Below are 22,646 nucleotides of genomic sequence, written 5' to 3'. Positions count from 1 at the left end.
GCTTCTCGACCTCGTCCGCACTCGTGAGGTGAGGTCGCCGGGGATCGTCTGCTTGAGCGCGCTCGCCGCGACGGCGAAGTCCAGCGCCGCCTCGGCGTCGTCACTGGCGCAGCCGGTTGACGGCGGCCTGGCCGACCTCGTGCTCGGGGAGCTTCGACACGAACCGGGCGCCGTGGCCGAAGTGGGCCAGCGAGACGGCGACGTTGGCCTCGCCGCCGCCGAACGAGGCGTCGAAGCTGGTGGCCTGGGCGAAGCGGGTGGGCCCCGGCGTCGAGAGCCGGAGCATGATCTCGCCAAAGGTGACGACGGTGGGCATGGGGCTGAATGGTGGACGAGTGGGTGGGGCGACCTCGAGGTCGGGTCAGGTCACGGCCTCGAGGTCACGCGTCCTCGAGGGTGGGCTAGGCGGCGTCGACGGAGGCCCGGAGCCGCCGGGCCTTGGCCGTCAGGCGGTCCTAGTCGCCGGCGGCCACGGCCTCGACGAGCGACGAGCCGGCGCCCACGGCGACGGCCCCGGCGCGGAGCCACTCGGTCGCGTTGTCGAGTGAGACGCCGCCCGTCGGCATGAGCCGGAGGTGGGGGAGCGGCGCCGAGAGGCCTGGGATGAACCCCGGCCCGAGCGCGCCGGCCGGGAACACCTTGACCACGTCGGCGCCGGCCTCCCAGGCGGTCAGGATCTCGGTCGGCGTGAAGCAGCCGGGCATGGCCGCCGCGACCTCGCGCTTGAACACGGGGCTCACGACGTAGCGGGCGCCGGCCTCGATGGCGGTGCGGGCCGCCGCGACGTCGGTCACGGACCCGGCGCCGACGAGGACGCTCCCGCGCATGGCCTCGGTCACGGCCCGGATGCCCTCAATGGCGTTGCGGTCATCGTGACCTCGAGGCAGACGACGCCGCCGGCCCCGAGGGCGGGGCGACCTCGACGAGCTTGTCCGACTCGTCGGTGCGGACGACGGCGACGGCCCGCTCGCGTGTGATCCACGAGACGACGTCGGCACGGGTGGCGGCGGTGGGCGTGTCCAAGGCGGGGAGGGGAGAGGGTCAGCGGGGGTGTCAGAGGCCGGACAGCACGTCGTACCGAGCGCACCGGCGTCGGTCACGGGAGGCGCCAGAGGATGTCGGCGTCGATGGCGGGCGCTCGGTCCCGATACCGCTCCGTCAGGTCGAGCTTGCGGCGGAGCAAGTCCCCGATGTTGTCGCCGTACACGAAGCTCGTCTCGCCGACGTCGGACACGAGGAAGGTCTCGGTGTCGCTCTGCTCCCACAGCGCGAGGAGCCGCCGCGTGTTCTCGACGTCGAGGTCGATCATCGCCTGGACGTCGCGCCGGTGGCGGTCGCGCTCGGCGTCGGTGCCGGCGTCGAGGTACCCGTAGACGCTCGCGACCCAGGCGCACGTGTTCCGTTGCGTCGTGGCCCAGCACTGCAGCGCCCGTGCCCGGTCGAGAAGGTCGGTGTAGACACCCCGCGCGCCCTCCCGCGTCGTACCGTCGAGCAGCCTCTGCAGAAGGCTCACGGCCGCCTCCGCTCGAGGGAGGGCGTTCTCGTCGAACTGGCGGGCCGTCCGCCGGGCCGTCGCCTCGGTGAGGAGGACGAACAGGACGTCCCGGCCCAGGTCGTTGATGTTTGGGTTGTTGGCCGTGCTCACCAGGAACCGCTCGTAGTACAGCCGGTCCTCGACGGGGATGGCCTCGATGTCCGGGACGAGCGGGCGGACCCACGTCCGGAGCCACACGAACCCGAAGTGGCTGTAGAGTGGGAGAATCGGGAGGTGGCCGACAGTGTCCTCGACGGCGTCCCAAGCCCCCACGAGGTCGCCCGCGTCGTCGGGGCCGACCCAGCGCGTAGCCGCCTGCTCGAGCACCCGGCCAATCGGGACGTCCGGCATGAACTGGGCCGCGCGGATGACGTCGGGGTGCGGCCAGTACGGCGTCTTCTCCAGGTGGAGCAGGCCCCCCCAGGCACTCGCCGCCTTGAACCCCGCCTCCCGCATCGACACGAGCTTCCGGTGCAACATCCGAGGGTAGGGGGTGCCCAGCAAGGGCTCGAGGTTGTAGCTCGACGTGACCGCGTAGGTCATCTTCGGCTCGATGCCACGGGCCTGGTACGCCGCCAGCAGCTCCCGCTCCTCGTCGGCCAGCTCGGTGTGGAAGAGGGTCCCGGCCGCGCTCGTCTGTTCGGGGTACTTGGGGTGCGCGTACGGCAACTCGTAGCCCCGCACGAGGAGGGAGGGGACCTCCATGCCTACCCCGTCCCCCATGCCCTCGGTCAGCGCGTCGTGCTCGACCTTGAACGGCTCGAGGCGAAGGAGGACCTCGAACTCCGGGTTGACTTCGGCCGCCGCGCTCCGCATCAGGCGGAGCCACCGGAGCATGCCGTGGGCCGCAGTCTCGGCGATCTGGTCGTGCTCACGCCACTCCCGGATCATGTACGGCCCCCCGTTCCGGCCGACGTAGAGCGACGACGTGTGCTCGAACCCGGCGCCGCTGTCGTTGCTCCACACCGAGAGGTACCCGAGGTCGGGGACCGCCTCCATCAGGTTGCGCATGAGCTCGGCGTAGTGCTCCCGCGCGACGGGGTGGTCCTGTGCGAGCGTGTACCGAGGAAGGTGCGAGCGGAACGGGTGGTCGATCCGCGCGCCCCGGAGCGTTGGGTAGCGCTGGAAAAAGTGCTCCGGCAAGCTGCGAGGCTCGAAGCAGAGGATCCCAGGCGTCAATCCGTAGCGTCTCCCGATGTCTGCTAGCTTTTGAAGGCGTCTAAGGTTGGCCTGCAGGTACTCTGCCGGGTACAGCCCTCGTGTGAGAGCGCTGTCTACGAAATGGCTGAGCCCTGCGCAGTACGTGTAGAACTGGTTGTAGTACTCGCTGGGCACGCCGGGCTCGAACGGGACGTGGGCCTGAAGCGCGTTCACCTCGACGTGCGTGAAGCCGGCACGCGCGAGACCCGCGACGTACGGCTCCGGATCAAACTCACGCACCGACCTCGACACCTGCGTGAGCACGTGGTCGTAGAGCGGCCGGTGGAACGGAAACGAGACGGGAAGTCGCAGGCCTTCGTGCAACTCCTCCACGCGGTCGTCCAACGCGCCGTCCGCCAAGAGACCGACGAGCGCCACCAGGAACGCGGGGTTCGAGGCCGAGAGCTCGCCCACGCCGTCTGGAGTCAGACGTGCCCAAAGCCACCCCCCCTCCTGATGCGGGACTGGAAGCGACCACGGTCCAGGCCCGGTGTCCATGTTTAAACCCCCGCCCGGCTCGGAAGACACGGCGGGCGGCCCCAACCCCAACTGGTCACAAAGCTCCCGCGCCGCCTCGAGCACCCCAGGACTAGCGGAGTTTGGAATGGCAACGGTCCGGACGGCCGAGAGGAGAGCGGAGGCCGTCATGGCGGGGGGGAGGAGACAGGCCTGGAGGATATGCCCTCCAGATTTGGGATGTTGTTTCAAATAACAAACTCAAAGCACGTCGACCGAGTCGCCCTGGAGGGCCACTTTGGCCCTTTAGACGTGAGGTGGAACGGGATGTCGGTCCGTTGTGACAAAAGTTTTCCTCCAGCACAGGAGCCAGAAGCGACCAAGGAGGGCCCACAGAGGCCTATACCGGACAACGGAGCCTCGCTCGGAGGAGCCCGACCCATCACGCAGTCTTGACATTAGGGCCAGCAACCCGTAAATCGTGTAGCAATGGAAACGTTATTCCAAAAGTGAAACAGACGAACCGCTACGTCATCCCCTCCCTCGAGCGCGCCGTCCTCGTGCTCGGCATCCTCTCCGACGAGCCCAGCGGGATGTCCCTCGCCGACCTCGCCCGCCGTACCGACATCCCGAAGAGCACGCTCTTCCGCATCTTGGTCACGCTCCAGAAGCACCACTGCGTCGCGGCGGACCCGACCGGGCGGACCTTCCGCCTCGGGTCGTACCTCTGGGAGTTGGGGAGCCGGTTCGCCGACCAGAGCGACCTGTTCCGGGTCTCGGCCAGCTACATGGCGGACCTCGCGGAGGAGACCGGCGAGACCGTCTTCCTCAGCAAGCTCGAAGACGGGGAGGTCGTCTACCTCCGCCGGGTCGAGAATCCGAAGTCGATCGCGGCCGTCCGCAAACTGGAGTCTCGCGCGCCGATCCACTGCACGGCCACGGGGCTCGCCCTGGTCGCCTGGCTCCCGCCGAGCGAGATCGACGCCATCCTCGACCAGCACGAGATGCAGACGTTCAACGACTCGACGGTCACCGACCAGCGCGTGATCCGCACCAGGATGGCCGAGGTCAGAGACCGGGAGTACGCCGTGGTCGACGGGGAGTACAACGACGAGTTGCTGTGCGTGGCCGCCCCCGTCCTCGACCACCAGCGGCGGCCGTGCGCGGCGCTGACGGCGACCATGCTCTCGGTCCAGGTGAACGACCCGGCCACCATCGAACGCGTCGGGCAGGCGGTCCGCCGTGCGGCCCGCTCGCTCTCGCGCGAGATGGGCGGCGGGGAGCCCGTCCGTCTCGACGTCTCCGAAGCTGTCTAGACAGTGCCCATCCCCACGTGTCCCGTCACCCCATGCGAATCGCCGTCGGCACGTGTCGGACCCGCTGCGCCTCTCCGCCCTCCCGACTCGGGACCCCCGAAACCATGAGCTCACACCCCAACAGACGATTCCCGGCCTGGATCCTCGTGCTGCTTCTGGGAGCGCTTCCGGCAGCCGTTTCGGCCCAGACTGGCAAGCTCTCGGGCACGATCACGGACGCCTCTAGCGGCGAGCCGCTCCCCGGCGCGACGGCGTTCTTGGACGGGACCCAGTTGGGGGCCTCCGCCGACGAGGACGGGCGGTACAACGTGATCGGCATCACGCCCGGGACGTACCAGGTCCGCGTGTCGTTCGTCGGGTACACGACCCAGGTCGTCGAGCTCCGGGTCGTGTCCGACGTCACGACGACGCTGGACGTCGAGCTCGCGTCGTCGACGGTCCAGAGCGGCGAGGTCCAGGTGACGGCCGAGAGGCCGGTGGTCGACGCCAACCAGACGACGTCGCGCTCGCTGGTGACGGGGGAGGAGATCGCTCAGTTGCCCGTCTCGAACCTCCAGGACGTGATCTCGCGGACCTCGAACTCCTACGACGGCTTCATCCGGGGGAGCCGGCGCTACGAGACCCGCACGGTCATCGACGGCGTCGACGTGAGCGACGCGCTCAACCAGGTGGCTCCGAACGGGACGGGCAACGCATACGCGGGCCTGACCTACAGCAACACGAACCGGTCCACCGAGACCAACGCGAGCCTCTTCAACCTCAACCCCGAGGGCGTCGAGGAGGTGTCGGTCAACACGGGCGCCACGGAGTCCCGCTACGGCTCGGCCTCGGGCGGGGTCGTGGCGATCACGCTCGCCGAGGGACGGGGGCCGCTCCGGGGCTCCGCGTCGTTCCGGATAGCGCCCGAGGGCGTCCGGCCCGGTCCCGACTCGCTGGCGTTCTACGTCGACGGGGACACGTACCTCGCCGAGCGCGACCAGCGCGTGGCCAACGGGGACGCCGCGGCGCCTCTTTACACCTGGACGCCCGACGAGTACAACACGGGGGAGCCCGAGATGGACGCCCGGCTCTCGTTCGGCGGCTCCGTCACCGACCGCCTCCGGTTCTTCAGCTCGGGCCAGTGGTTCCAGACGCACGGCTACCAGCCCAACGAGTTTCGCCGCCGCCTCAGCGGCCAGCTCAAGGCCTCCTACGACCTCGGCGCGAACACCCAGGTGAGCGTGGTCGGTCTGGTCGAGGACCGCGGGCTCTGGGGCGGGTGGAACAACCGGGCCTACAACGACTTCTGGCGGTTCTACCTGGAGGGTGTGGCCCAGAACGACGCCGGGAGCTACCTCGGCTCGGTCCGGGTCCGGCAGCTCCTCTCCGAGGCCTCCTTCGTCAACGTCCAGGCCTACCGGACGTACCAGCGGACCCGGTACGGCTACGTCGACGACGACGGGAACGGGTTCACGGACCCCGGTGAGGACGGCGACTTCTTGGACTTCACCGACCCGCAGGTCATCGCCCGGTACATCGGGACGGGGACCGACCGCTCCCGGATGTTCTACGAGAACATCTCGGACAGCTTCTCGGACAGCGGGCTCAACCTGCCCGGCGGCCAGCGCTACAAGCTGGGACGGCCCCAGCCGTACTCCGAAGACGCCGAGCAGGCCACGACCGGCCTCAAGGTGGACTACAGCAACCAGGTCACCCCGAACCACTACATCCAGACGGGGACGGAGCTGAAGCTCTACGACCTGGCCTACCAGCAGGTCTACGGCATCGACCAGACGGGGTCCAAGCTCAACGGGGCCCTCGAACCCTTCGCGCTGCAAGAGTGGGACCGGAACCCGTGGAACCTCGGCGTCTACCTCTCGGACCGGATGGAGTACGGCGGGCTGATCGTCAACGCCGGCGTCCGGGTCGAGTTTGCGAATCGGGATATGGAGACGATCAACGACTTCTTCTACCCCTTCCGCCGCGATACGGTGAGCGCCGGGGTCGTCTACACGGCGGACGCGGACGGGAACGTCACGCCGGCGCTCGACGAGGCCGGCAACCCGATCCCGCGCGAGCTGGCGCGCAACGTGTTCGACCGCGGCGAGGCGGTGCCGACGGACGTGTTCGTCAACCCTAGCCTGGGCGTCTCGCACCCGATCGGGACGAAGGCGTCGATGTACTTCTCGTTCTCGCGGAATCAGCAGCTCCAGCCGTTCACGACGCTCTACCAGTTCTACGACGGCAACAGCTCGAACAACCGGTTCTTCACCTATCAGGACCCGGAGCGGAAGCCGATCACGTCGAACAACTACGAGCTCGGTGTCCAGTGGGAGGTCCTCGACGGGTGGGGGCTCGACGTGAACGCCTACACCCGGAGCATCGACAACTACGACCAGACGACCTTGGAAGCCGTCAACCGGACGCCCGAGGGGGAGCCGGCCCTCGCCGGGCTCTCGGTCCACACCTTCGCCACCAGCGCCGGCTACGCCGACTCCCGGGGGATCGAGTTCGTCGTCCGCCGCCGGCCCCTCGCGCTGACCGACGACGTCCGGCTCGGGTTCACGGGGTCGTACACGTTCTCGACCGTCGAGGCCGCCTCCATCGCCGGCAACAACACCCGGACGTTCCGGGACACGGGTGCCGGGACCGACAGCAGCCTAACGCAGCTCCCGTTCGGCAACGCCCAGAACTTCAGCAACTTCCCGCAGCAGGTCCGAGGCGGCAGTTCCACCCTGACGTCGGGCTACGGCCGGACCCACCGCGGCGTCGTCCGGGCCGTGGCCACGCTCCCGTTCGAGATCTCGGTGGGGATGGCGGGGTCGCTCGAGAGTGGCTTCCTGTACCCGAGGACCGTCGGGGCCGACCCTCGGGACCGGGAGCTGCTGACGGGGCCGACCAACTACCAGATTGACCTCCGCTTCGAGAAGCGGTTCTCCTTCGCCAGGCGGTTCGGAGCCGACGTCTACGTCGACGCCACGAACATCACGAACCAACAGAACATCGTGGCCTACGAGAACTTCACGCCGGACGGGGCAGCGGTGTTCGAGCAGACCGGGCGGCCGGGCGAGCGGCTCATCCTGGCGGACGGTACGTCGATCTACGGGCCTCCTCGAAACGTCTTCTTCGGAGTGCGTGCCCGCTTCTAGCTCAGAACCGTAGCCACCTTCTCCCGATGGGTCTCCCTATGAACCTCCCCCTCGCAACTCGCTTGGCCGCGCTCTTCGTCGGGGTCGCCCTCGTGGTCCCGGCGTCCGCCCAGCGAGCCGACCGGCCCTCGTCGTCGCTGAACTACGTCAACGCTCGGACGACCGACACTGGCGACGGCTACCTCGTGGGCGGCGACCTATGGAACACGCTCAAGCCGTCGAACACCGTGGAGTCGTCCCGGCTCGGGAGCTCCTTCTCCGGCGTCGCGGGCGGGATGAACAACCGGGTCCTGTTCGGGTCCCGAGGGAACTGGCAGGAGCCGGGAGGGCAGTGGCCCTCGGGGTACCCATACACGAACACGTTCCGGAACTCCCACTTCATTGTGTTCCCGGCGTTCAAGAGCGCCGGGTGGCCGGGCTACGACGCAAACAACCCCGTCCGCGCGGCCGACGCGGGGACCGACATGGGCGGCGCGGGGGGCACCAGCCGGTTCATGTTCGCCACGTTCGGCGAGAACGTCGTGGGCGCCGGCGACCCGGCCCGCAACTACAAGCGGCCCGCGCGCTACACCGACCGAGCCCGGACACACCTCGTCTACGAGGCGGGCTGGCCCACGACAGCCGGCGTTGACGTCAAGGTGCGCGCGCACCAGTTCACGTCCAACACGCAGAACCTCAACGACTTCACGGTCCTCGAGCTCTCGATGACCAACACGGGCGTCGTCGACTCGAACGGCGACGGGACCCCGGAGGCGACGGGCAACGTGGTCGACGGGATTGGCATGATGCTCGACGCGACCGTCTCGCCCTCGATCTTCCTCGACGGCCGGGGCGACCGCGCGTGCAACTGCATCGCCGCCGGGCGCACGTTCGGGTACGTGGCGGCGCCGGACGAGACCGGGTCGCCCTACAACCTGTGGGCGTGGTACGCCAACGTGTCGCCGACGGCGACCGCGGGCCGGACGGTCCCCCCGGCCGGCGAGCGGTCATTCGGGATCAACAACCGGAACCGGCTCGACGGCTACACGGACGTCTGGAACGCCTGGAACTTTATGGGGGTCAAGCAAGGGGCCATCTCGGACTCGGACCTCGGCGCCGTCTCGGCTTCGTCGCCCGACAAGTCGACGGCATTCGGCACGCACCCGGTCGGGGAGGGAGCGCGGCGCGGGTGGTACACCTCGGTCCAGTGGCAGAGCTCGCTGTCGAGCCTGAGCGCGTCCGACATCGCCTTCCGGAACTCGATGGCGACGTGGTTCGCCGACTACGGCAAGCTCTCGAACGGGAGCGACGTCCAGCCCAACCTGGCGCCCAACCCGGCCTTCTTCGCCGGCGGCACCGCCGACGACATCACGACGTGGACGGTCGGCAACGCGAGCGCCCGGCCGAACGGCGACTTCAAGTACGCCCACCAGGACGTGGGGGTCGCCAACATCGAGCTGGTCCAGCCGGTCTGGGAGCCGGCGTGGAACGAGACGGCCGCCAGCGGCGACTTCTACAGCGGCATGAAGGGTTTCGCTCGCGAGTACACGTTCGGGCAGGCGCTGACCCAGGGGATCGGGCCGTTCGACCTGGAGGTCGGTGAGTCCATGACCATCGTGTGGGTGGCCGCGGCCGGGTTCCGATTCGAGGGGATCGCCGACGCGGTCGAGTCCGCACGGTGGGCCTGGGACCAGGGCTGGGACGTCGACGCGGCGCTGCCCACGCCGGCGGCGCCCGACCTGAGCGTCGAGAGCACGACCGAGGGCCGCGCCCGAGTCCGTTGGACGGACGTCTCAGGGATCCGGCCGCTCGACGGATACAAAATTTGGCGGGCCTCGCAGTACAAGCGGACGAGCTACCAGGACGTCGGGATGCGGCTCCAGGACCGCTACCAGGAGCAGAACCGACCGGGCGAGGACATCACGCCGCTTCTGGACCCGATCAACCCGGCCTTCGACGCCTTCGACATCTTCACCGGCGATACCCAGGGGTCGTACCAGCCGGCCGAGTGGGGGACCTACGACCTCATCGCCACCCTCCCCGCGGCCGAGCTCAGCACGGTCCAGGACCCGTCGGGCGGGTACCAGTTCTCGTTCGTGGACGAGAACTCGATCACCGGCTTCACCTATTGGTACTACGTCTCGGCCTACCGCGAGGGCTCGTTCACCGGGCCCCACGGCCCCGTGGGCGGCGGCCACATCGAGTCGTCGAACATGAACCGGAACGGGCGGAACGCCCCCGACGCCGCCGACGGCCAGATCGGACTCGGGACGCAGTGGGGGGGCACTTACCCCTACGCCGACCGCAACGCCGAGTACCCGGCGGCGGGCACCCAGGCCCGCCAGAACCTGGGCGTCCCGTTCACAGTCGTGCCCCCGGTCGCCTCTGCGGACCGAGTGGAGGAGCTTATCACGGTGTCGCCCAACCCGTACAAAATCACGGGCCTCAACGACGTCCGCAACGACGCGGCGAGCCACGCGATCAGCTTCCTTAACACGCCGTCGGACTTCACGCTGACCATCCTCGACGTGTCAGGCCAGATCGTCTACCAGGAGAACGTCGAGGACGCGATCGACGGGCGGCTGGTCTGGGACATGTTCTCGAAGGACGGGGTGGAGGTCGCGAGCGGCCTCTACCTCTACCACATCCAGTACGACGGCGACCGCGCCGCGACCGGGCACTTTGCCATCCTGCGCTAGCTCCACCCACCGGACACTGCCATGACCTCGGGAATCCGCCGGACGCTCCTCTTCATCGGCCTGCTCGCGCTGCCCTCTCTCCCCGCAGAGGCCCAGCGGAACGCCGGTCGCAACGGCGCGGCGTTCCTCAAGGTGGGCGTCGGCGCGCGCGAGGTGGGGATGGGCTCGGCCGTCAGCTCCATCCGGAACGACGCCAACCAGATCTTCTGGAACCCGGCCGGCACCGCGCTCCGGCCTGACCAGACGTTCAATGCGTCGCTCTCGTACGGGAGCTGGATCGGCGACATCGACTACTCCGCCGCCGCGATCGGCTACAACATGGGGGCGATGGGGACGGTCACGGTGGGGGTCCAGGCCTTCGGGGTCTCCGGGATCGCGGCGAACCGGGAGAACGGGTTCACGGACCCCGTCCTGAACGACTTGGTCACGGACACCAACACGTCGGACACGTACGACTACCTCGACCTAGCGGTCAGCGCGACGTACTCGCGCTACGTCATCGACCGGCTCTCGCTCGGGGCGACGGCGAAGGTGATCAACGAGTCGATCGACGGCGAGAGCGCGACGGCGTTCGGGTTCGACTTCGGCTCGGTGTACGACATCAACGAGTCGGGCTGGCGGATCGCCGCGCGGCTCACCAACCTGGGCACGGGGCTCACCTTCTACAACCAGGACAATCCGCTGCCGCTCACGTTCTCGATCGGGAGCTCGATCTACCCGGTCAACACGGAGGAGACCCGGGTCATGCTCTCGGTCGACGCTGTGAAGCCGCAAGACGCGCAACAGCTGCTCTACGGAGGCGCCGAGGTCTCGTTCTACGACCTCGTGTTCCTGCGGGGCGGTTACAAGTTCAACTACAGCGGGAGCTCCGACGGCGGCACGGACGCGCGGGAGGCGGTCGACACCACGATCGAGAACTTCTCGCTCGGGGGCGGCATCCAGTACGTCGTCGGGGAGAACCCCATCGGGATCGACTACGCCTTCACGAGCATGGACCTGCTCGACCCCGTCCACCGCGTGACGCTTCGCATCGGCCTGTAGCGGGACGGGGCGGGGGGACGTGATGACGCACCGCTCTGGCCCCTGCCGTCCGGCGTCCCACATCCCGCACCCCTCTCGTCCCCGTGCTCCGCGTCGAGACCCCGTCCGGCTTCTGGTCCGCTCTGTGCACCCGGGTCTCGGGCTTCCTTGAGGCCGACCTGATCGACCTCGAAGTCGATGGCGTTAGGGCGACGGGGTTCCGCAGCCCGGACTCGCCGGCCTTGTGGATCCGCGACCACTCGGACATCCTGCGGGGGGGCAGGTACCAGCACGCCGACGTCCAGAGCGCGGTGGACCTGTTCGCCGCGCACCAGTCGGCGAGCGGGCGCGTGTTCGACTACGTCACGACGACGGCGGGCACGGAGCCGGAGAATTGGGAAAAGTGGGTCCGCGTCCCCGTCGAGGCCGACGTCGAGTTCCGGTTCGTCAAGGCCGCGTTCCTGGCCTGGCAGGCCTCGGGCGACGACGACTGGATCAGGGCGCTGCTGCCCGCCCTCGAGGCCGCCCTCGAGTACACGTGTGGGCACCCGTGGCGCTGGGACGCGACGTTGGACCTGCCCAAGCGGGCGTACACCGTCGACACGTGGGACTTCGACTACACGGCGGGCCGCGAGCCGTGGCTGAACTTCACCGTCTCGAACCAGACGTTCTGGGGCGTGATGCACGGCGACGTCAGCGGGTTGTACGAGGCCATGACCCTGCTGGCCGATCTCAACGAACGGTTCGACGACCTCGACGCCGCCGCTCGGTGGCGCGATGCGGCAACCTCGATGCGCGACCGTGCGAATGAGTTGCTATTCAATGGCCGGTTCTACACCCACTTCCACAAGATCACGCCGGTCACCATCGACGGCCTCGACGAGGCCGAGCAGCTGAGCCTGAGCAACCCGATGGACGTCAACCGGGGCCTGGCCACGCACGAGATGGCAGTGTCGATCCTGAACGAGTACCGGCGACGTCGGGCGACGACGGGGGCGTTCGCCGAGTGGTTCAGCATCGACCCGCCGTTCCCGGACGGGGCGTTCGGCGACCCCAAGATCGTGGGCGGCGCCTACATCAACGGCGGCGTCATGCCGCTCGTAGGCGGCGAGCTGGCGCGGGCGGCGTTCGAGCACGGCCTCGAGGGCTACGGCGTCGATATCCTGCGCCAGTACGGCGACCTGATCGCGGAGACGGGGGAGACCTACCTGTGGTACTTCCCCGACGGCCGGCCCTCGGACGTCGAGTCGAGCACGAGCCCGGACGCGATGCCGACGGACGGCTGGGGGTCGTCGGCCATGCTCTACGCCTTGGTCGAGGGGCTGTGCGGCGTCGAGGATCTGGGGCACTCGTTCCGCCGCGTGCGGTGCGCGCCCCGGTGGGCCGCCGCCCTCGAGGACGAGGCCCGCGTCGAGGTCGGCTACGCAGCCTCCGGGGCGTCGTTCGGGTACGGCTACGCCCACGACGCGACCTCGAGGACGATTACCGTGCGCTTCGAGGGCGAGGCGGATGTCCGCCTGCACCTGCTGATGCCGCCGGGGGCTCGGCCTGAGTCCGTGCGCTGGGACGGGGCGCCGGCCGACCTCGAGGTCGCGACGGTCGAGGACAGCGTGTACGCGAACGCCCAGGGCGACGTGCGGCCGGGGACGACGGTCGAGGTGCGCTATGGCGACGCTTAGCCTCCCGCGGAGCCGGTGGACGCCGGAGGCGTGGACGGCCCTGGGGCTGCTCGCGCCGACGCTCCTGTTCTTCGCCGTCTTCCAGTACTACCCGATCCTGAAGAGCGTCGCGATCAGCTTCGCGGACTACGGGCTGCTGCGACGCGAGACGCCGTTCGTCGGTGTTGAGAACTACGTCCGCCAGTTCCAGGACCCACTGTTTTTGTCGGCCCTGTGGAATACGCTCGTGTTCGTGGGCGTCGTGGTCGTGGTGGGCGTCGCGCTGGCCCTCGCCATCGCGATGATGGTGGAACAGACGGGGCGCTGGGCGAAGGTGTACCGGACGTTGTACTTCATCCCGGTCGTGACGTCCTTGATGGCGACGGCCATGATCTGGCGGTGGCTCTACGCCTCGAACGGGCTGCTCAACTTTCTGGCCACGTTCGTGGGGCTCGAGCCGCAGACGTGGCTGCTCAGCGAGCACCTGGCGCTCCCGTCGCTGATGGTGCTGACGGTCTGGAAAAACCTGGGCTTCGACCTCATCCTGTTCTCGGCGGCCTTGCAGGGCATCCCCGGCGACATCTACGAGGCCTCGAGCATCGACGGGGCGACGCCGTTGCAGAACGCGTTCTACATCACGCTGCCCCAGCTCCGGCCTATCGTGGTGCTGGTGGGGATCACGGCGGTGATCCGCTCCTTCCAGGTCTTTACCATCGTGCTGGCGATGACGCAGGGCGGGCCGGTCAACGCGACGCGGACGATCGTGTACCACGTCTATGAGCAGGGCATCCAGTACGACGACATGGGCTACGCCTCGGCGGCGGCCGTCGTCCTGCTGATGCTGGTGGGGGCAGTGACGTTCGCCCAGCTCCGGCTCGACCGCGACACCTGAGCCATGCCCGGACGCCGCCAGTTTCTCCAACGCACGGCCGCAGGGCTCGGCCTGGCGGCCGTGCCGCTCGCGTGTGCGCCCCTCGGCGCGACCTCGAGGTCGCCGGCCTCGAGGGCGCTGCCCACGCCGTCGGACCCGGACTTTTGGGACCGCGTCCGGGACCTGTACCCGATGACGAGGGAGCGGGCGTACCTCAACACGGGCGGCCTGGGGCCGGCGCCGTACTCCGTCCTCGAGGCCGTGCACCGGGCGACGATAGAGCACCAGACGATTGTCGAGCACGGGCATGGCGAGATCGAGGCCGTCCGCGAGTCGGCCGCGGCGTTCTTCGGGGCGGCGCCGTCCGAGATCGCGTTCATGCGGAACGCGACCGAGGGCAACTCGACCATCGCCTCGGGGCTCGATCTGGGGCCGGGCGACGAGGTCATCTTCGAGTCCCACGCGCACCCCGGCGGGGCGGTCCCGTGGCTCAGCCGGCAGGCGCGCGACGGCATCCAGATCAAGCTTTTCGAGCCGGACCCCACCAGCGCCGCCGGCAACCTCGAGCGGATCGCGGCGCTGATCACGCCGCGCACGCGGGTCGTCCAGGTCAGCCACATCACGGCGCCGACCGGCATCCGGATGCCCGTCCCCGCGATCGCGGCGCTGGCGGCCGAGCGTGGGCTCTGGTTCCACATCGACGGGGCGCAGTCGGCGGGGCTCATCCCGGTGGACCTCCACGGGATTGGGTGCGACTCGTACGCGACGAGCGGGCACAAGTGGCTCGGGGCGCCGCACGGGACGGGGCTCCTCTACGTCCGCCGGGACCGGCAGGACGCGGTGTGGCCGGCGGAGTCCGGCTCGTACAGCGTGGCTGAGATGGACTTGGCCGGCCCCGAGCGGTTCGGCTACGTCGAGGACGCCCGCCGCTACGAGCCGGGCACGCGCGACGTGGCCTCGATCATCGGGTTCGGCGAGGCGATGGCGTTCCTCACCGAGATCGGGATGGCGCGCGTGGCGAACCGGGCCTCGGCGCTGGCGCAGTACCTCCAGGGCGGCCTCCGCGAGATCCCCGGCGTCGAGGTCTTGACCCCGGCCGACCCCGCGCTCAGCGCCGGCATGACGACTCTGAAGTCGGCCCGCGTGCCCTACGACCGGCTCTACGCGCGTTACTCGGAGGCGGACATGCGCTGCCGGATCGTGACCGAGCGCGGCTTGGACGCCGTGCGCGTCTCGACGCACGTTTTCAACAGCGAGGCCGAGTGCGACCGCGTGGTCGCCGTCACCCGCGACGCCTTGGCCCGCGCCTAGATGCCCGAGTCCACCGCCATCCTGTCCGAGGCCGAGGCCGCCCGCCAGATCTCCGGCGGCGTGACGGCGGCGCCCTCGAGGTCGCGGCGGGCGCTCCCGGTGGGGCGGTGGGCGATGCACGCCGTGCTGATCCTGGGCGTGGTGGTGATGGTGGGGCCGTTGGTCTGGATGGTGCTGACGTCGTTCAAGACGGCGGCCAACGCCGAGGCCTTTTTCGACACGCCGCGCGAGATCGGCGCGGTGCTCCGGGGGCTGTGGCCGGACCCGGTCACGTTCGACAACTACCGCGCGGTGTTCACCGAGCGGCCGATGCTGATGTACTTCGCCAACAGCGCGATCTACACCGTCTGCCGGCTGCTCCCGACTCTCTTGCTGTGCTCGCTGGCGGGCTTCGTGTTCGCCAAGATGGCGTTCCCCGGCCGCGACTGGATCTTCGGCGCCATCATCGTCACGATGATGGTCCCGTTCCAGATCAAGATGCTCACGCTCTACGAGATGATGGTCCAGGCGGGGTGGGTGGACACCTACTGGGGCGTCATCGTGGTGGGGCTGATGGAGCCGCTGGGCATCTTCCTGTTCCGCCAGACGATCCGGGGCATCCCGGACTCGCTCCTGGACGCCGCCCGGATCGACGGGGCCGGCACGCTCCGGATCTACGCCAGCGTCGTCCTCCCGCTCATCGGGCCGACCCTCGCAGCCTACAGCATCTTCGTGTTCATGTGGTCCTGGAGCGACTTCCTGTGGCCGCTCATCGTGCTCAACCGGGAGGCGCTGAAGCCCATCGAGGTCGGCATCCTGAGCTTTTCGGACATCAACAACCCGGACTACGTCAAGATGATGGCGGCGGCGACGGTGGCCGTGGCGCCGGTGGTCGTGTTCTTCCTGTTCATGCAGCGCCAGTTTATCAAGGGCGTCACGATGACGGGGGTGAAGGGATGAGCGAGTGGCACGAGTATGGGGGTGTGGGGGGAGGCCCGTCCTCGAGGTCGGGTGCGCCCTCGAGGCTGGACGAGCACCCTCGTTCAGCGGCTCGTTGCTGCTGCGACCTCGAGGTCGGGTCCGCCTCGAGGTCGGTCTCGTCCTCGAGGTCGCCTAAGACGTCCCCTCTCCCTGGGGGAGAGGGACAGGGTGAGGGGGCGCGGCGGTCGTCCGACCTCGAGGTCGCAGGTCGAAGCGCTGCTCATGACTTCGAGGGGAGACCTGACCCCGAGGTCACGAGCGACGCCGTATGGGTTGGCTGCGCGGGGAGGACTCGTGGGGGGGACGTGCCGGAGTCGGCCTCGAGGTCGGACGCGTCCTCGAGGCTGGACCGGACGGCGCTTCGCGCTCGACGTGGGGTCCCCTCACCCCAGCCCTCTCCCCAGGGGAGAGGGGGCCTGAGCGCTCGGAGCGCACCCTCGAGGTCGGAGCCTTCGAGGCCGAGGGACCGCCTCATCCCCCCCGTCCTCCCATACTCCCTCCTCCTTCTCGCCCTCGTCCTCGGCGGGTGCCAGGACCCCCAGCCGGACGTCATGCCTGACGGGCGGACCCCCGTCCGCGTGTTCCTGCTCCTCATCAGCACCGGGCAGGTCGAGTTCTACGACTGGGCCGAGCGGGCCTTCGAGGCCGAGAACCCCGACCTCGACGTGATCGTGGAGCAGTTCCCCGGCAGCTCGCTCAAGGACTTCGAGATCAAGCTCCGGCTCCGGTTCAGCAGCGGCCAGGCCCCCGACCTCTTCCACGTCAACACGAACGTGGCCGCCGAGCTGGCGTCGCTGGGCCTGCTCGCGCCCGCGCCGCCGTCGGTCGTGGACCGGGTCCGGCGCAACAGCTTGAACGGGTTCGTCGAGGGCGCCGGCCGATTCGACGGGACCGACTACGGCATCGTCAGCGACGGCGTGTGGACGGCGCTCTACTACAACAAGGCCATGTTCCGCGAGGCCGGCCTCGACCCCGAGCGCCCGCCCCGGACCTGGGACGAGCTGATCGAGATGGCCGACCGGCTCACCGTCCGCGACGCCAGCGGGGCGCCGACGCGGGCCGGGCTCTCGCTCCGCAAGTCGGGGTTCAAGGCGGGGACCGCCGAAAAGTGGATGACCTTCCTGTTCTCGGCCGGCGGCACCGCCTTCAGCGACGACGGCTCGCGCGCCACGTTCGACTCCCCAGCCGGCCGCGCCGCGCTCGGCCTCTACCACACGGTCCTGTTCGACCGCCGGATCGACTCCGTCGAGCTCGAGGGCGACCAGCAGGGGTTCGGCCAGGAGCGCGTGGCCATGTTCATCCGCGAGCCCCACGTCATGGGCTGGCTCCGCGACAACTACCCCGACCTCGAGGTCGGCGTCGCCCCGATCCCGCGCCGCGACACGTCCCTCAGCGCCGCCGGGACCTACATGTTCGCCGTCAGCGGCGACTCGCCGCACCCCGACCCCGCGTGGCGCTTTGCCGAGTTCCTGACCAGCGACTCGAGCTACGCCCGTTACGCGAGCGCGGGCGGCGTGCTGCCCATGACCGCGTCCGTGGCGTCGCTGCCCGCCTACCAGGGCGACCCCGGGATGCAGGTGTTTCTCCGACAGGCCGCGCGGAGCACGGGCGGCTTCCCCCGCGCCAACCGCGCCGCCGACATCCTGGGCGCCTACATCGAGCGGTTCTGCTACGGTCACCTGACCGCCGACCAAGTCCTCGAGCGCGCCACGCGCGACATCGACGCCGTGCTCGCACCGAACCGCCGCTCGGCCGCGGCCCTTGCCCCCGGCGCCCCGTGACCCGATCCCCGCTCTCCATCGGCGTCGTCACCGACGAGGTCTCGAGGTCGCTCCCCGAAGCGCTCGAGATCGCCCAGTCGTGGGGGCTCGGGCGCTTCGAGCTTCGGGAGGGCGAGGCGGGCCGGTTCCCCGCGTTCACCCGCGACGAGGTCGCCGCCCTCGAGGACGCCCGCCGCCAGGGCGGCCGGATCACGGCCGTCTCGCCCGGCATCTTCAAGGGCTCCGTCGAGGACGAGGCCGCGACCCGCGCCGCCCTCGAAGACACCCTGCCGCGCACGATCGAGCTGGCCCACCGTTTGGGGTGCCCGCTGGTGATCATTTTCGGGTTCGAGCGCCACGAGGGCGAGCCCGATGCTAGCCGCACGTGGGCGATGCGCGCCTTCGAGGCCGCCGCCGACCAGGCTCACGGGGCCGGGATGCGGGTCGCCATCGAGAACGAGCCCGACTTCTGGATCGACCGGCCCGAGCCCTCGGCGGGGATGCTGGACGAGATCGGGCACCCGGCGCTGGCGCTCAACTGGGACCCCGCCAACCTGCACTGGGGCGGCCACCGCCCGACGGTCGCCGACCTCGAGGTCGTGCTCCCGCACCTCGCGAATCTGCACGTCAAGGACTACGCGCCGGGCCGACCCCAGGCCCCGTGGTTCCCGGTGGGGGAGGGGCAGACCCCGTGGGCCGACTTGCTCCCGACGGTCCAGTCGTCGTCCGACCTCGAGCACGTGACGCTGGAGACGCACTGCGAGCCGTTGGTCGAGTCGTCGCGCCGCAGCTTGGATGCTCTCCGCACCCTTTTGGACGAGGCCACCGTGACCCCGTGACGTTGCCCCTCGATCCTGTCCGCATCGCCCTCGTCGGCCTGGGCGGCCACGGCCGCACCATCCAGGGCGCCGCCGACGCCGCACCCGGCCTCGAGGTCGTCGGCGTGTACGACCCCGACCCGGCCGAGGCGGCGCTGTCCGCCGAGCGGTTCGGGTGCGACGCCGCGCCGTCCTACCAATCACTCCTCGACCTCGACGGCCTCGAGGCCGTGTCGCTGTGCTCGCCCAATGCGGCGCACCGGCCCCAGGCCGAGGCCGCCTTCGAGGCCGGCTTGGACGTGTTCGTCGAGAAGCCCATCGCCAACACCGTCGCCGACGGGCTCGCCATGATCGAGGCCGCCGAACTGTCGGGCCGCTTGCTGATGGTCGGCCACAACATGCGCTTCGGCGACGCGATGCGGTGGGGCAAAAGCGTCCTCGAGGGCGGGCGGCTGGGCCGGGCCGTCAGCGTCGAGGTCCACTTCTCGACCGACACCGCGCTCCGCCTCGAAGCCTCGTCGTGGCGGCTCCGCCCGGACCAGTGCCCGCTCTTGCCGATGATGCAGCTGGGCGTCCACGGCGTCGATCTGGTCCACTACCTCCTCGGCCCCGTCCGGTCCGTCTTCGCCCGCGCCCGCGCCGTCACCACGACGGGCGGCGTGGTGGACAGCGTCGCGGCGACGTTCAGCCTCGAGGGCGGCGCCCTCGGCACGATGGTCTCGAACTACTGCTCGCCCGTCGATTTCCGCCTGGTCATCGCCGGCACCGAGGGCACCCTCGCCGGCACGCCGGCCGTGCTCACGTTCGCGCCCCGCGCGGGCGGCGAGCCCGAAACCTTGGACGCCTCCGCCGACGGGTTCGCCTCGTACGCCGCCCAGATGCAGGCCTTCGCCGACGCCGTCCGCGGCCGGACGGAGCCCGAGACGCACGGCTGGGCCGGCACCCAGGCCCTCGCCGTCGTCGAGGCCATGACCGAGAGCATCGACCGGGACGCGCCCGTCGAGGTCGCCGTCCTCCGCCCCCTGACCCATGCGTCCTGACCCCCGCTTCCTGCTATTCGGCCTCGCGGTGCTGCTCGCGGTGCCCGCGTCGGCGCAGCCCGCCTGCCTGCCGGGGCTCGACCTCGAGGTCGGACGGCTCCACCACGCCTTCGAGGCGCGGCGCGACTCGCTTATCGACTTCTACCGGGACCGCGTCGCCCCCGACCTCTCGCAGGGCGGCTACTTCGACGTCGCCGCCAACCTGTACCGGGGGACCCACCTCGAGTGGGCCGTCGCCCGGATGGACACGCTGATGCAGAACCCGCGCGGCGACATGTTCTGGATGTACCCGTTTACGACGGTCATGTACACGGGCCAGGACGTGCTCCCGGAGACCACCCGGCGGGCCATGCGCGACCTGTGGCGCACGTACCAGCCGTACCGCGGCGACACCGAGAACCACTGGGCGCTCTACTACGCCTCCATGTACCTGGCCGCCCAGATGTACCCCGACGAACCGGCCGAGACGTGGTTCACGGGCAAGAGCTCGCAGGAGAATTTCGACGAGGCCGAGGAGTACCTGATCTCGTGGATCGACCTGACCACGACGATGGGCCAGGGCGAGTACGACTCGCCGCACTATCTCAAGGTGTACTACGCCCCGATGGCGCTCTTGTACGCCTACGCCCAGGACCCGGCCATGCGTCAGCGCGCGGGGATGATGCTGGACTACCTCACGGCCGACTACGCGGCGGAGCTGTTGGCAGGCCACTACGGCGGCGCCCACTCGCGCGTCTACGAGCGGGAGGCCCTGGCCCCCGGCTATGCCGCGGCGACTCGGTTTGCGGGGCTCTTGTTCGACCAGGCCCCGATGTTGCCGAGCGGGGAGACCTTCATCCTGGCGATCAGCGGGTACGAGCCCGCGCCCATCCTGCACGCCATCGCGTCGGACCGGTCCCGGCCGTACGTGCACCGCGAGTTGAAGCGGACGCGCCACCGCTTCCGGTTCAGCGACGTCAAAAACGCGCCGGTCTACAAGTACACGTTCGTGCGGCCGGAGTACGTCCTGGGGTCGTCCCAGGGCGGTCTGCTCCAGCCCATCCAGCAGCAGACGTGGGGCCTGCAGTGGGCGGCCGACGACCGCGTCGAGGCACGGAACACGCTGACGTCGCTGCACCCGTACTCGTCCGACGTCGAGCTGGGGATGTATTTCGCCGAGCTGCGCGAGTTCATCACCGAGATCGTGGTCCGGTCCAAGACCGAGTACGACTCGCCCGACAAGCTCACCGGCGGCTCGCCCTACGAGCAGGTGGTCCAGGACGAGGACGTCCTGATCGCGCTCTACGACATCCCGCCCGACGACCGCTTTCCCCACGTCAACGCCCACTTCTCGGCCGACCTCGAGGGCGTCCTCGAGGACGACTCCGGCTGGATCTTCGCCCGCGGCGGCGACGCGCTCATCGCGTACTACCCGCTCGCGCCCTACTCGTGGGAGGACAAGGCGGACTACCTCGATGCGTCCATCGTCCACCAGCGGCTGGTGAGCCCGCACACCAAGAACGGCGCGGTCTTGCAGGTGGCCCCGGCCTCGGCCTTCCCGACGTTCCAAGCCTTCCAGGCGGCCGTCCGCGCGCTCCCGCTCGAGACGGCGACCGAGCCCGTCCCCTCCGTTCGCTTTACCTCCCTCGATGGGCGCCGCCTCTCCGTCCGCTACGGCGGGCCGCTCGTCGTGGACGGGGACCCGGTGAGCTACGACGACTGGCCCCTCTACGCCGGACCGTTCACCCACGCCGAGCCGGGCAGCCGCCGGCTGGAGCTCACCTACGGCCCGATGCGCCGCCTGCTCGACTTCAACACGCTCTCGGTCCGCGACTGGATCGAGGTCGCCGACAGCCCCGACCAGCCATGACGGGACGCTTCCTTTTCCTGGCGCTGTTGGTTGCCGCGACCACGTCCGCGTGCGCGCAGACGGGCGCGTCGCGCGGCGGAACGGCGGAGCCGGCCCAGCTGTGGGCGGGCGTGATCCAGTCGAAGGGGTATTTCGTGGGCGCTACGCTCACCCAGAGCGGCCTGGTCCGCTTCGAGGGCGACTCGACGTGGACGCACCACGGCTGGAACACGCCCCGGATCGTCGGGATCACCTACGACCCGGCCCGGCCGGAGACCGTCTTTCTCGCCTCGGGCAACGGCGTCCTGCGCACGCGCGACGGCGGGGACTCGTGGCGGCTCACGACCGACTGGCGGATCACCGAGGTCCAGGACGTCTCGCTCGACCCGAACGCGCCGGACCACGTGTACCTCGCCTCGGCCTACGGCGTCTGGCGCACCGAGGACGGCGGCGACACCTGGGCCGAGTCCAACAGTGGCCTGCTGCCGCCGGGCACCCACTACACCCAGACCATCGAGGTCGACCACTCCCAGGCCGGCCGCGTGCTCGTCGGCACCGAGGGCGGCGTCTACGAGACCACCGACGGGGCGCGGTCGTGGCGCTACGTGGGCGGCGGCCTCGAGGTCGAGGTCCTCGACCTCCAGCAGAGCCGGACGGACCCCGACGTCTGGATCGCGGCGACCTACCGGGACGGCCTCCGGCTCTCGGCCGACAACGGCCGGACGTGGGCCGACGGCCCCGCCGCCCTCGAGGACGCGAGCGTCCACGGCGTCGCCATCGACCCGACCGACGCCCGCCGCATGGTGGCCGTCGGGTGGGGGACCGGCGTCCACGTCACCGAGGACGGCGGGAGGACCTGGACCCGGCGCGGCGCCGCGCTCCCGACGGACAACTTCTACGAGGCCGTCTTCGACGCCAACGTCCCCGGCCGCATCTGGGTGGCGACGCTCGAGGAGGGCGTCTACCACTCCGACGACCTGGGCCGGACGTGGACCTCGGCGGGCCTCTACGGCACGCTCGTCTTCGACATGACGTACGTCTACCCAGCCACCCCCTGACCCCCACTCC

Annotated in this window: 16 protein-coding genes and 1 pseudogene; 13 read left to right on the top strand and 4 right to left on the bottom strand. The window is 69.8% G+C overall.

Going from position 1 to position 22,646, the window contains the following annotated elements:
* Positions 1-103 precede the first annotated feature (103 nt).
* From ACOOHE_RS12060 to ACOOHE_RS12045, 4 genes and pseudogenes are all read right to left on the bottom strand, one after another.
* A pseudogene (locus tag ACOOHE_RS12060) lies at positions 104-316 on the bottom strand (PfkB family carbohydrate kinase); the annotation flags it as partial.
* Positions 317-455: 139 nt separating this feature from the next.
* Positions 456-827 carry a bifunctional 4-hydroxy-2-oxoglutarate aldolase/2-dehydro-3-deoxy-phosphogluconate aldolase gene (locus ACOOHE_RS12055; RefSeq protein WP_420454331.1) on the bottom strand — a complete coding sequence of 124 codons (372 nt, stop codon included), beginning with the start codon at positions 825-827 and terminating at the stop codon, positions 456-458.
* Between the two features lie 40 nt (positions 828-867).
* Complete coding sequence (locus ACOOHE_RS12050; protein ID WP_420454330.1) at positions 868-1,023, bottom strand: hypothetical protein; 156 nt, start codon at positions 1,021-1,023, stop codon at positions 868-870.
* Between the two features lie 73 nt (positions 1,024-1,096).
* Positions 1,097-3,148 (bottom strand): hypothetical protein, encoded by a 2,052-nt coding sequence (locus tag ACOOHE_RS12045; protein WP_420454329.1) that lies wholly within the window; start codon positions 3,146-3,148, stop codon positions 1,097-1,099.
* Between the two features lie 551 nt (positions 3,149-3,699).
* Here ACOOHE_RS12045 and ACOOHE_RS12040 point away from each other — a divergent pair.
* The 13 genes from ACOOHE_RS12040 (at position 3,700) to ACOOHE_RS11980 (ending at position 22,636) form a co-directional block, all read left to right on the top strand.
* Positions 3,700-4,506, top strand: a complete 807-nt coding sequence (locus ACOOHE_RS12040; RefSeq protein WP_420454328.1) for an IclR family transcriptional regulator — start codon at positions 3,700-3,702, stop codon at positions 4,504-4,506.
* 104 nt (positions 4,507-4,610) lie between these two features.
* The gene (locus ACOOHE_RS12035; RefSeq protein ID WP_420454327.1) at positions 4,611-7,634 is read left to right on the top strand and encodes a carboxypeptidase-like regulatory domain-containing protein; all 3,024 of its coding nucleotides are present in this window, start codon (positions 4,611-4,613) and stop codon (positions 7,632-7,634) included.
* Between the two features lie 38 nt (positions 7,635-7,672).
* Positions 7,673-10,312 carry a hypothetical protein gene (locus ACOOHE_RS12030; RefSeq protein WP_420454326.1) on the top strand — a complete coding sequence of 880 codons (2,640 nt, stop codon included), beginning with the start codon at positions 7,673-7,675 and terminating at the stop codon, positions 10,310-10,312.
* 21 nt (positions 10,313-10,333) lie between these two features.
* The gene (locus ACOOHE_RS12025; RefSeq protein WP_420454325.1) at positions 10,334-11,353 is read left to right on the top strand and encodes a PorV/PorQ family protein; all 1,020 of its coding nucleotides are present in this window, start codon (positions 10,334-10,336) and stop codon (positions 11,351-11,353) included.
* Between the two features lie 83 nt (positions 11,354-11,436).
* The gene (locus ACOOHE_RS12020; protein ID WP_420454324.1) at positions 11,437-13,011 is read left to right on the top strand and encodes a hypothetical protein; all 1,575 of its coding nucleotides are present in this window, start codon (positions 11,437-11,439) and stop codon (positions 13,009-13,011) included.
* The gene (locus ACOOHE_RS12015) at positions 12,998-13,882 is read left to right on the top strand and encodes a carbohydrate ABC transporter permease (RefSeq protein ID WP_420454323.1); all 885 of its coding nucleotides are present in this window, start codon (positions 12,998-13,000) and stop codon (positions 13,880-13,882) included. The genes ACOOHE_RS12020 and ACOOHE_RS12015 overlap by 14 nt, the downstream gene beginning before the upstream one ends.
* A 3-nt stretch (positions 13,883-13,885) precedes the next feature.
* Positions 13,886-15,172 carry an aminotransferase class V-fold PLP-dependent enzyme gene (locus tag ACOOHE_RS12010; RefSeq protein ID WP_420454322.1) on the top strand — a complete coding sequence of 429 codons (1,287 nt, stop codon included), beginning with the start codon at positions 13,886-13,888 and terminating at the stop codon, positions 15,170-15,172.
* Entirely contained in the window at positions 15,173-16,111 is a 939-nt protein-coding gene (locus ACOOHE_RS12005) for a carbohydrate ABC transporter permease (RefSeq protein WP_420454321.1), read from the top strand.
* Between the two features lie 599 nt (positions 16,112-16,710).
* Positions 16,711-17,913: an extracellular solute-binding protein gene (locus tag ACOOHE_RS12000; RefSeq protein ID WP_420454320.1), complete on the top strand. Its 1,203-nt coding sequence runs from the start codon at positions 16,711-16,713 to the stop codon at positions 17,911-17,913.
* On the top strand, positions 17,910-18,731 hold the full coding sequence (locus ACOOHE_RS11995; protein ID WP_420454319.1) for a sugar phosphate isomerase/epimerase family protein: 822 nt from the start codon (positions 17,910-17,912) through the stop codon (positions 18,729-18,731). The genes ACOOHE_RS12000 and ACOOHE_RS11995 overlap by 4 nt, the downstream gene beginning before the upstream one ends.
* The gene (locus tag ACOOHE_RS11990; RefSeq protein ID WP_420454318.1) at positions 18,728-19,750 is read left to right on the top strand and encodes a Gfo/Idh/MocA family protein; all 1,023 of its coding nucleotides are present in this window, start codon (positions 18,728-18,730) and stop codon (positions 19,748-19,750) included. Before ACOOHE_RS11995 ends, ACOOHE_RS11990 begins: the two co-directional genes overlap by 4 nt.
* Positions 19,740-21,599 carry a hypothetical protein gene (locus tag ACOOHE_RS11985; protein WP_420454317.1) on the top strand — a complete coding sequence of 620 codons (1,860 nt, stop codon included), beginning with the start codon at positions 19,740-19,742 and terminating at the stop codon, positions 21,597-21,599. The genes ACOOHE_RS11990 and ACOOHE_RS11985 overlap by 11 nt, the downstream gene beginning before the upstream one ends.
* Positions 21,596-22,636, top strand: a complete 1,041-nt coding sequence (locus ACOOHE_RS11980; protein WP_420454316.1) for a WD40/YVTN/BNR-like repeat-containing protein — start codon at positions 21,596-21,598, stop codon at positions 22,634-22,636. Before ACOOHE_RS11985 ends, ACOOHE_RS11980 begins: the two co-directional genes overlap by 4 nt.
* The last annotated feature ends 10 nt before the right edge of the window (positions 22,637-22,646 follow it).

It is taken from the genome of Rubrivirga sp. (assembly GCF_965213695.1).
Lineage (GTDB): Bacteria > Bacteroidota > Rhodothermia > Rhodothermales > Rubricoccaceae > Rubrivirga.
The sequence above is the reverse complement of the archived record's forward strand: the minus strand, read 5'-3'. Positions and strand labels throughout refer to the sequence as shown.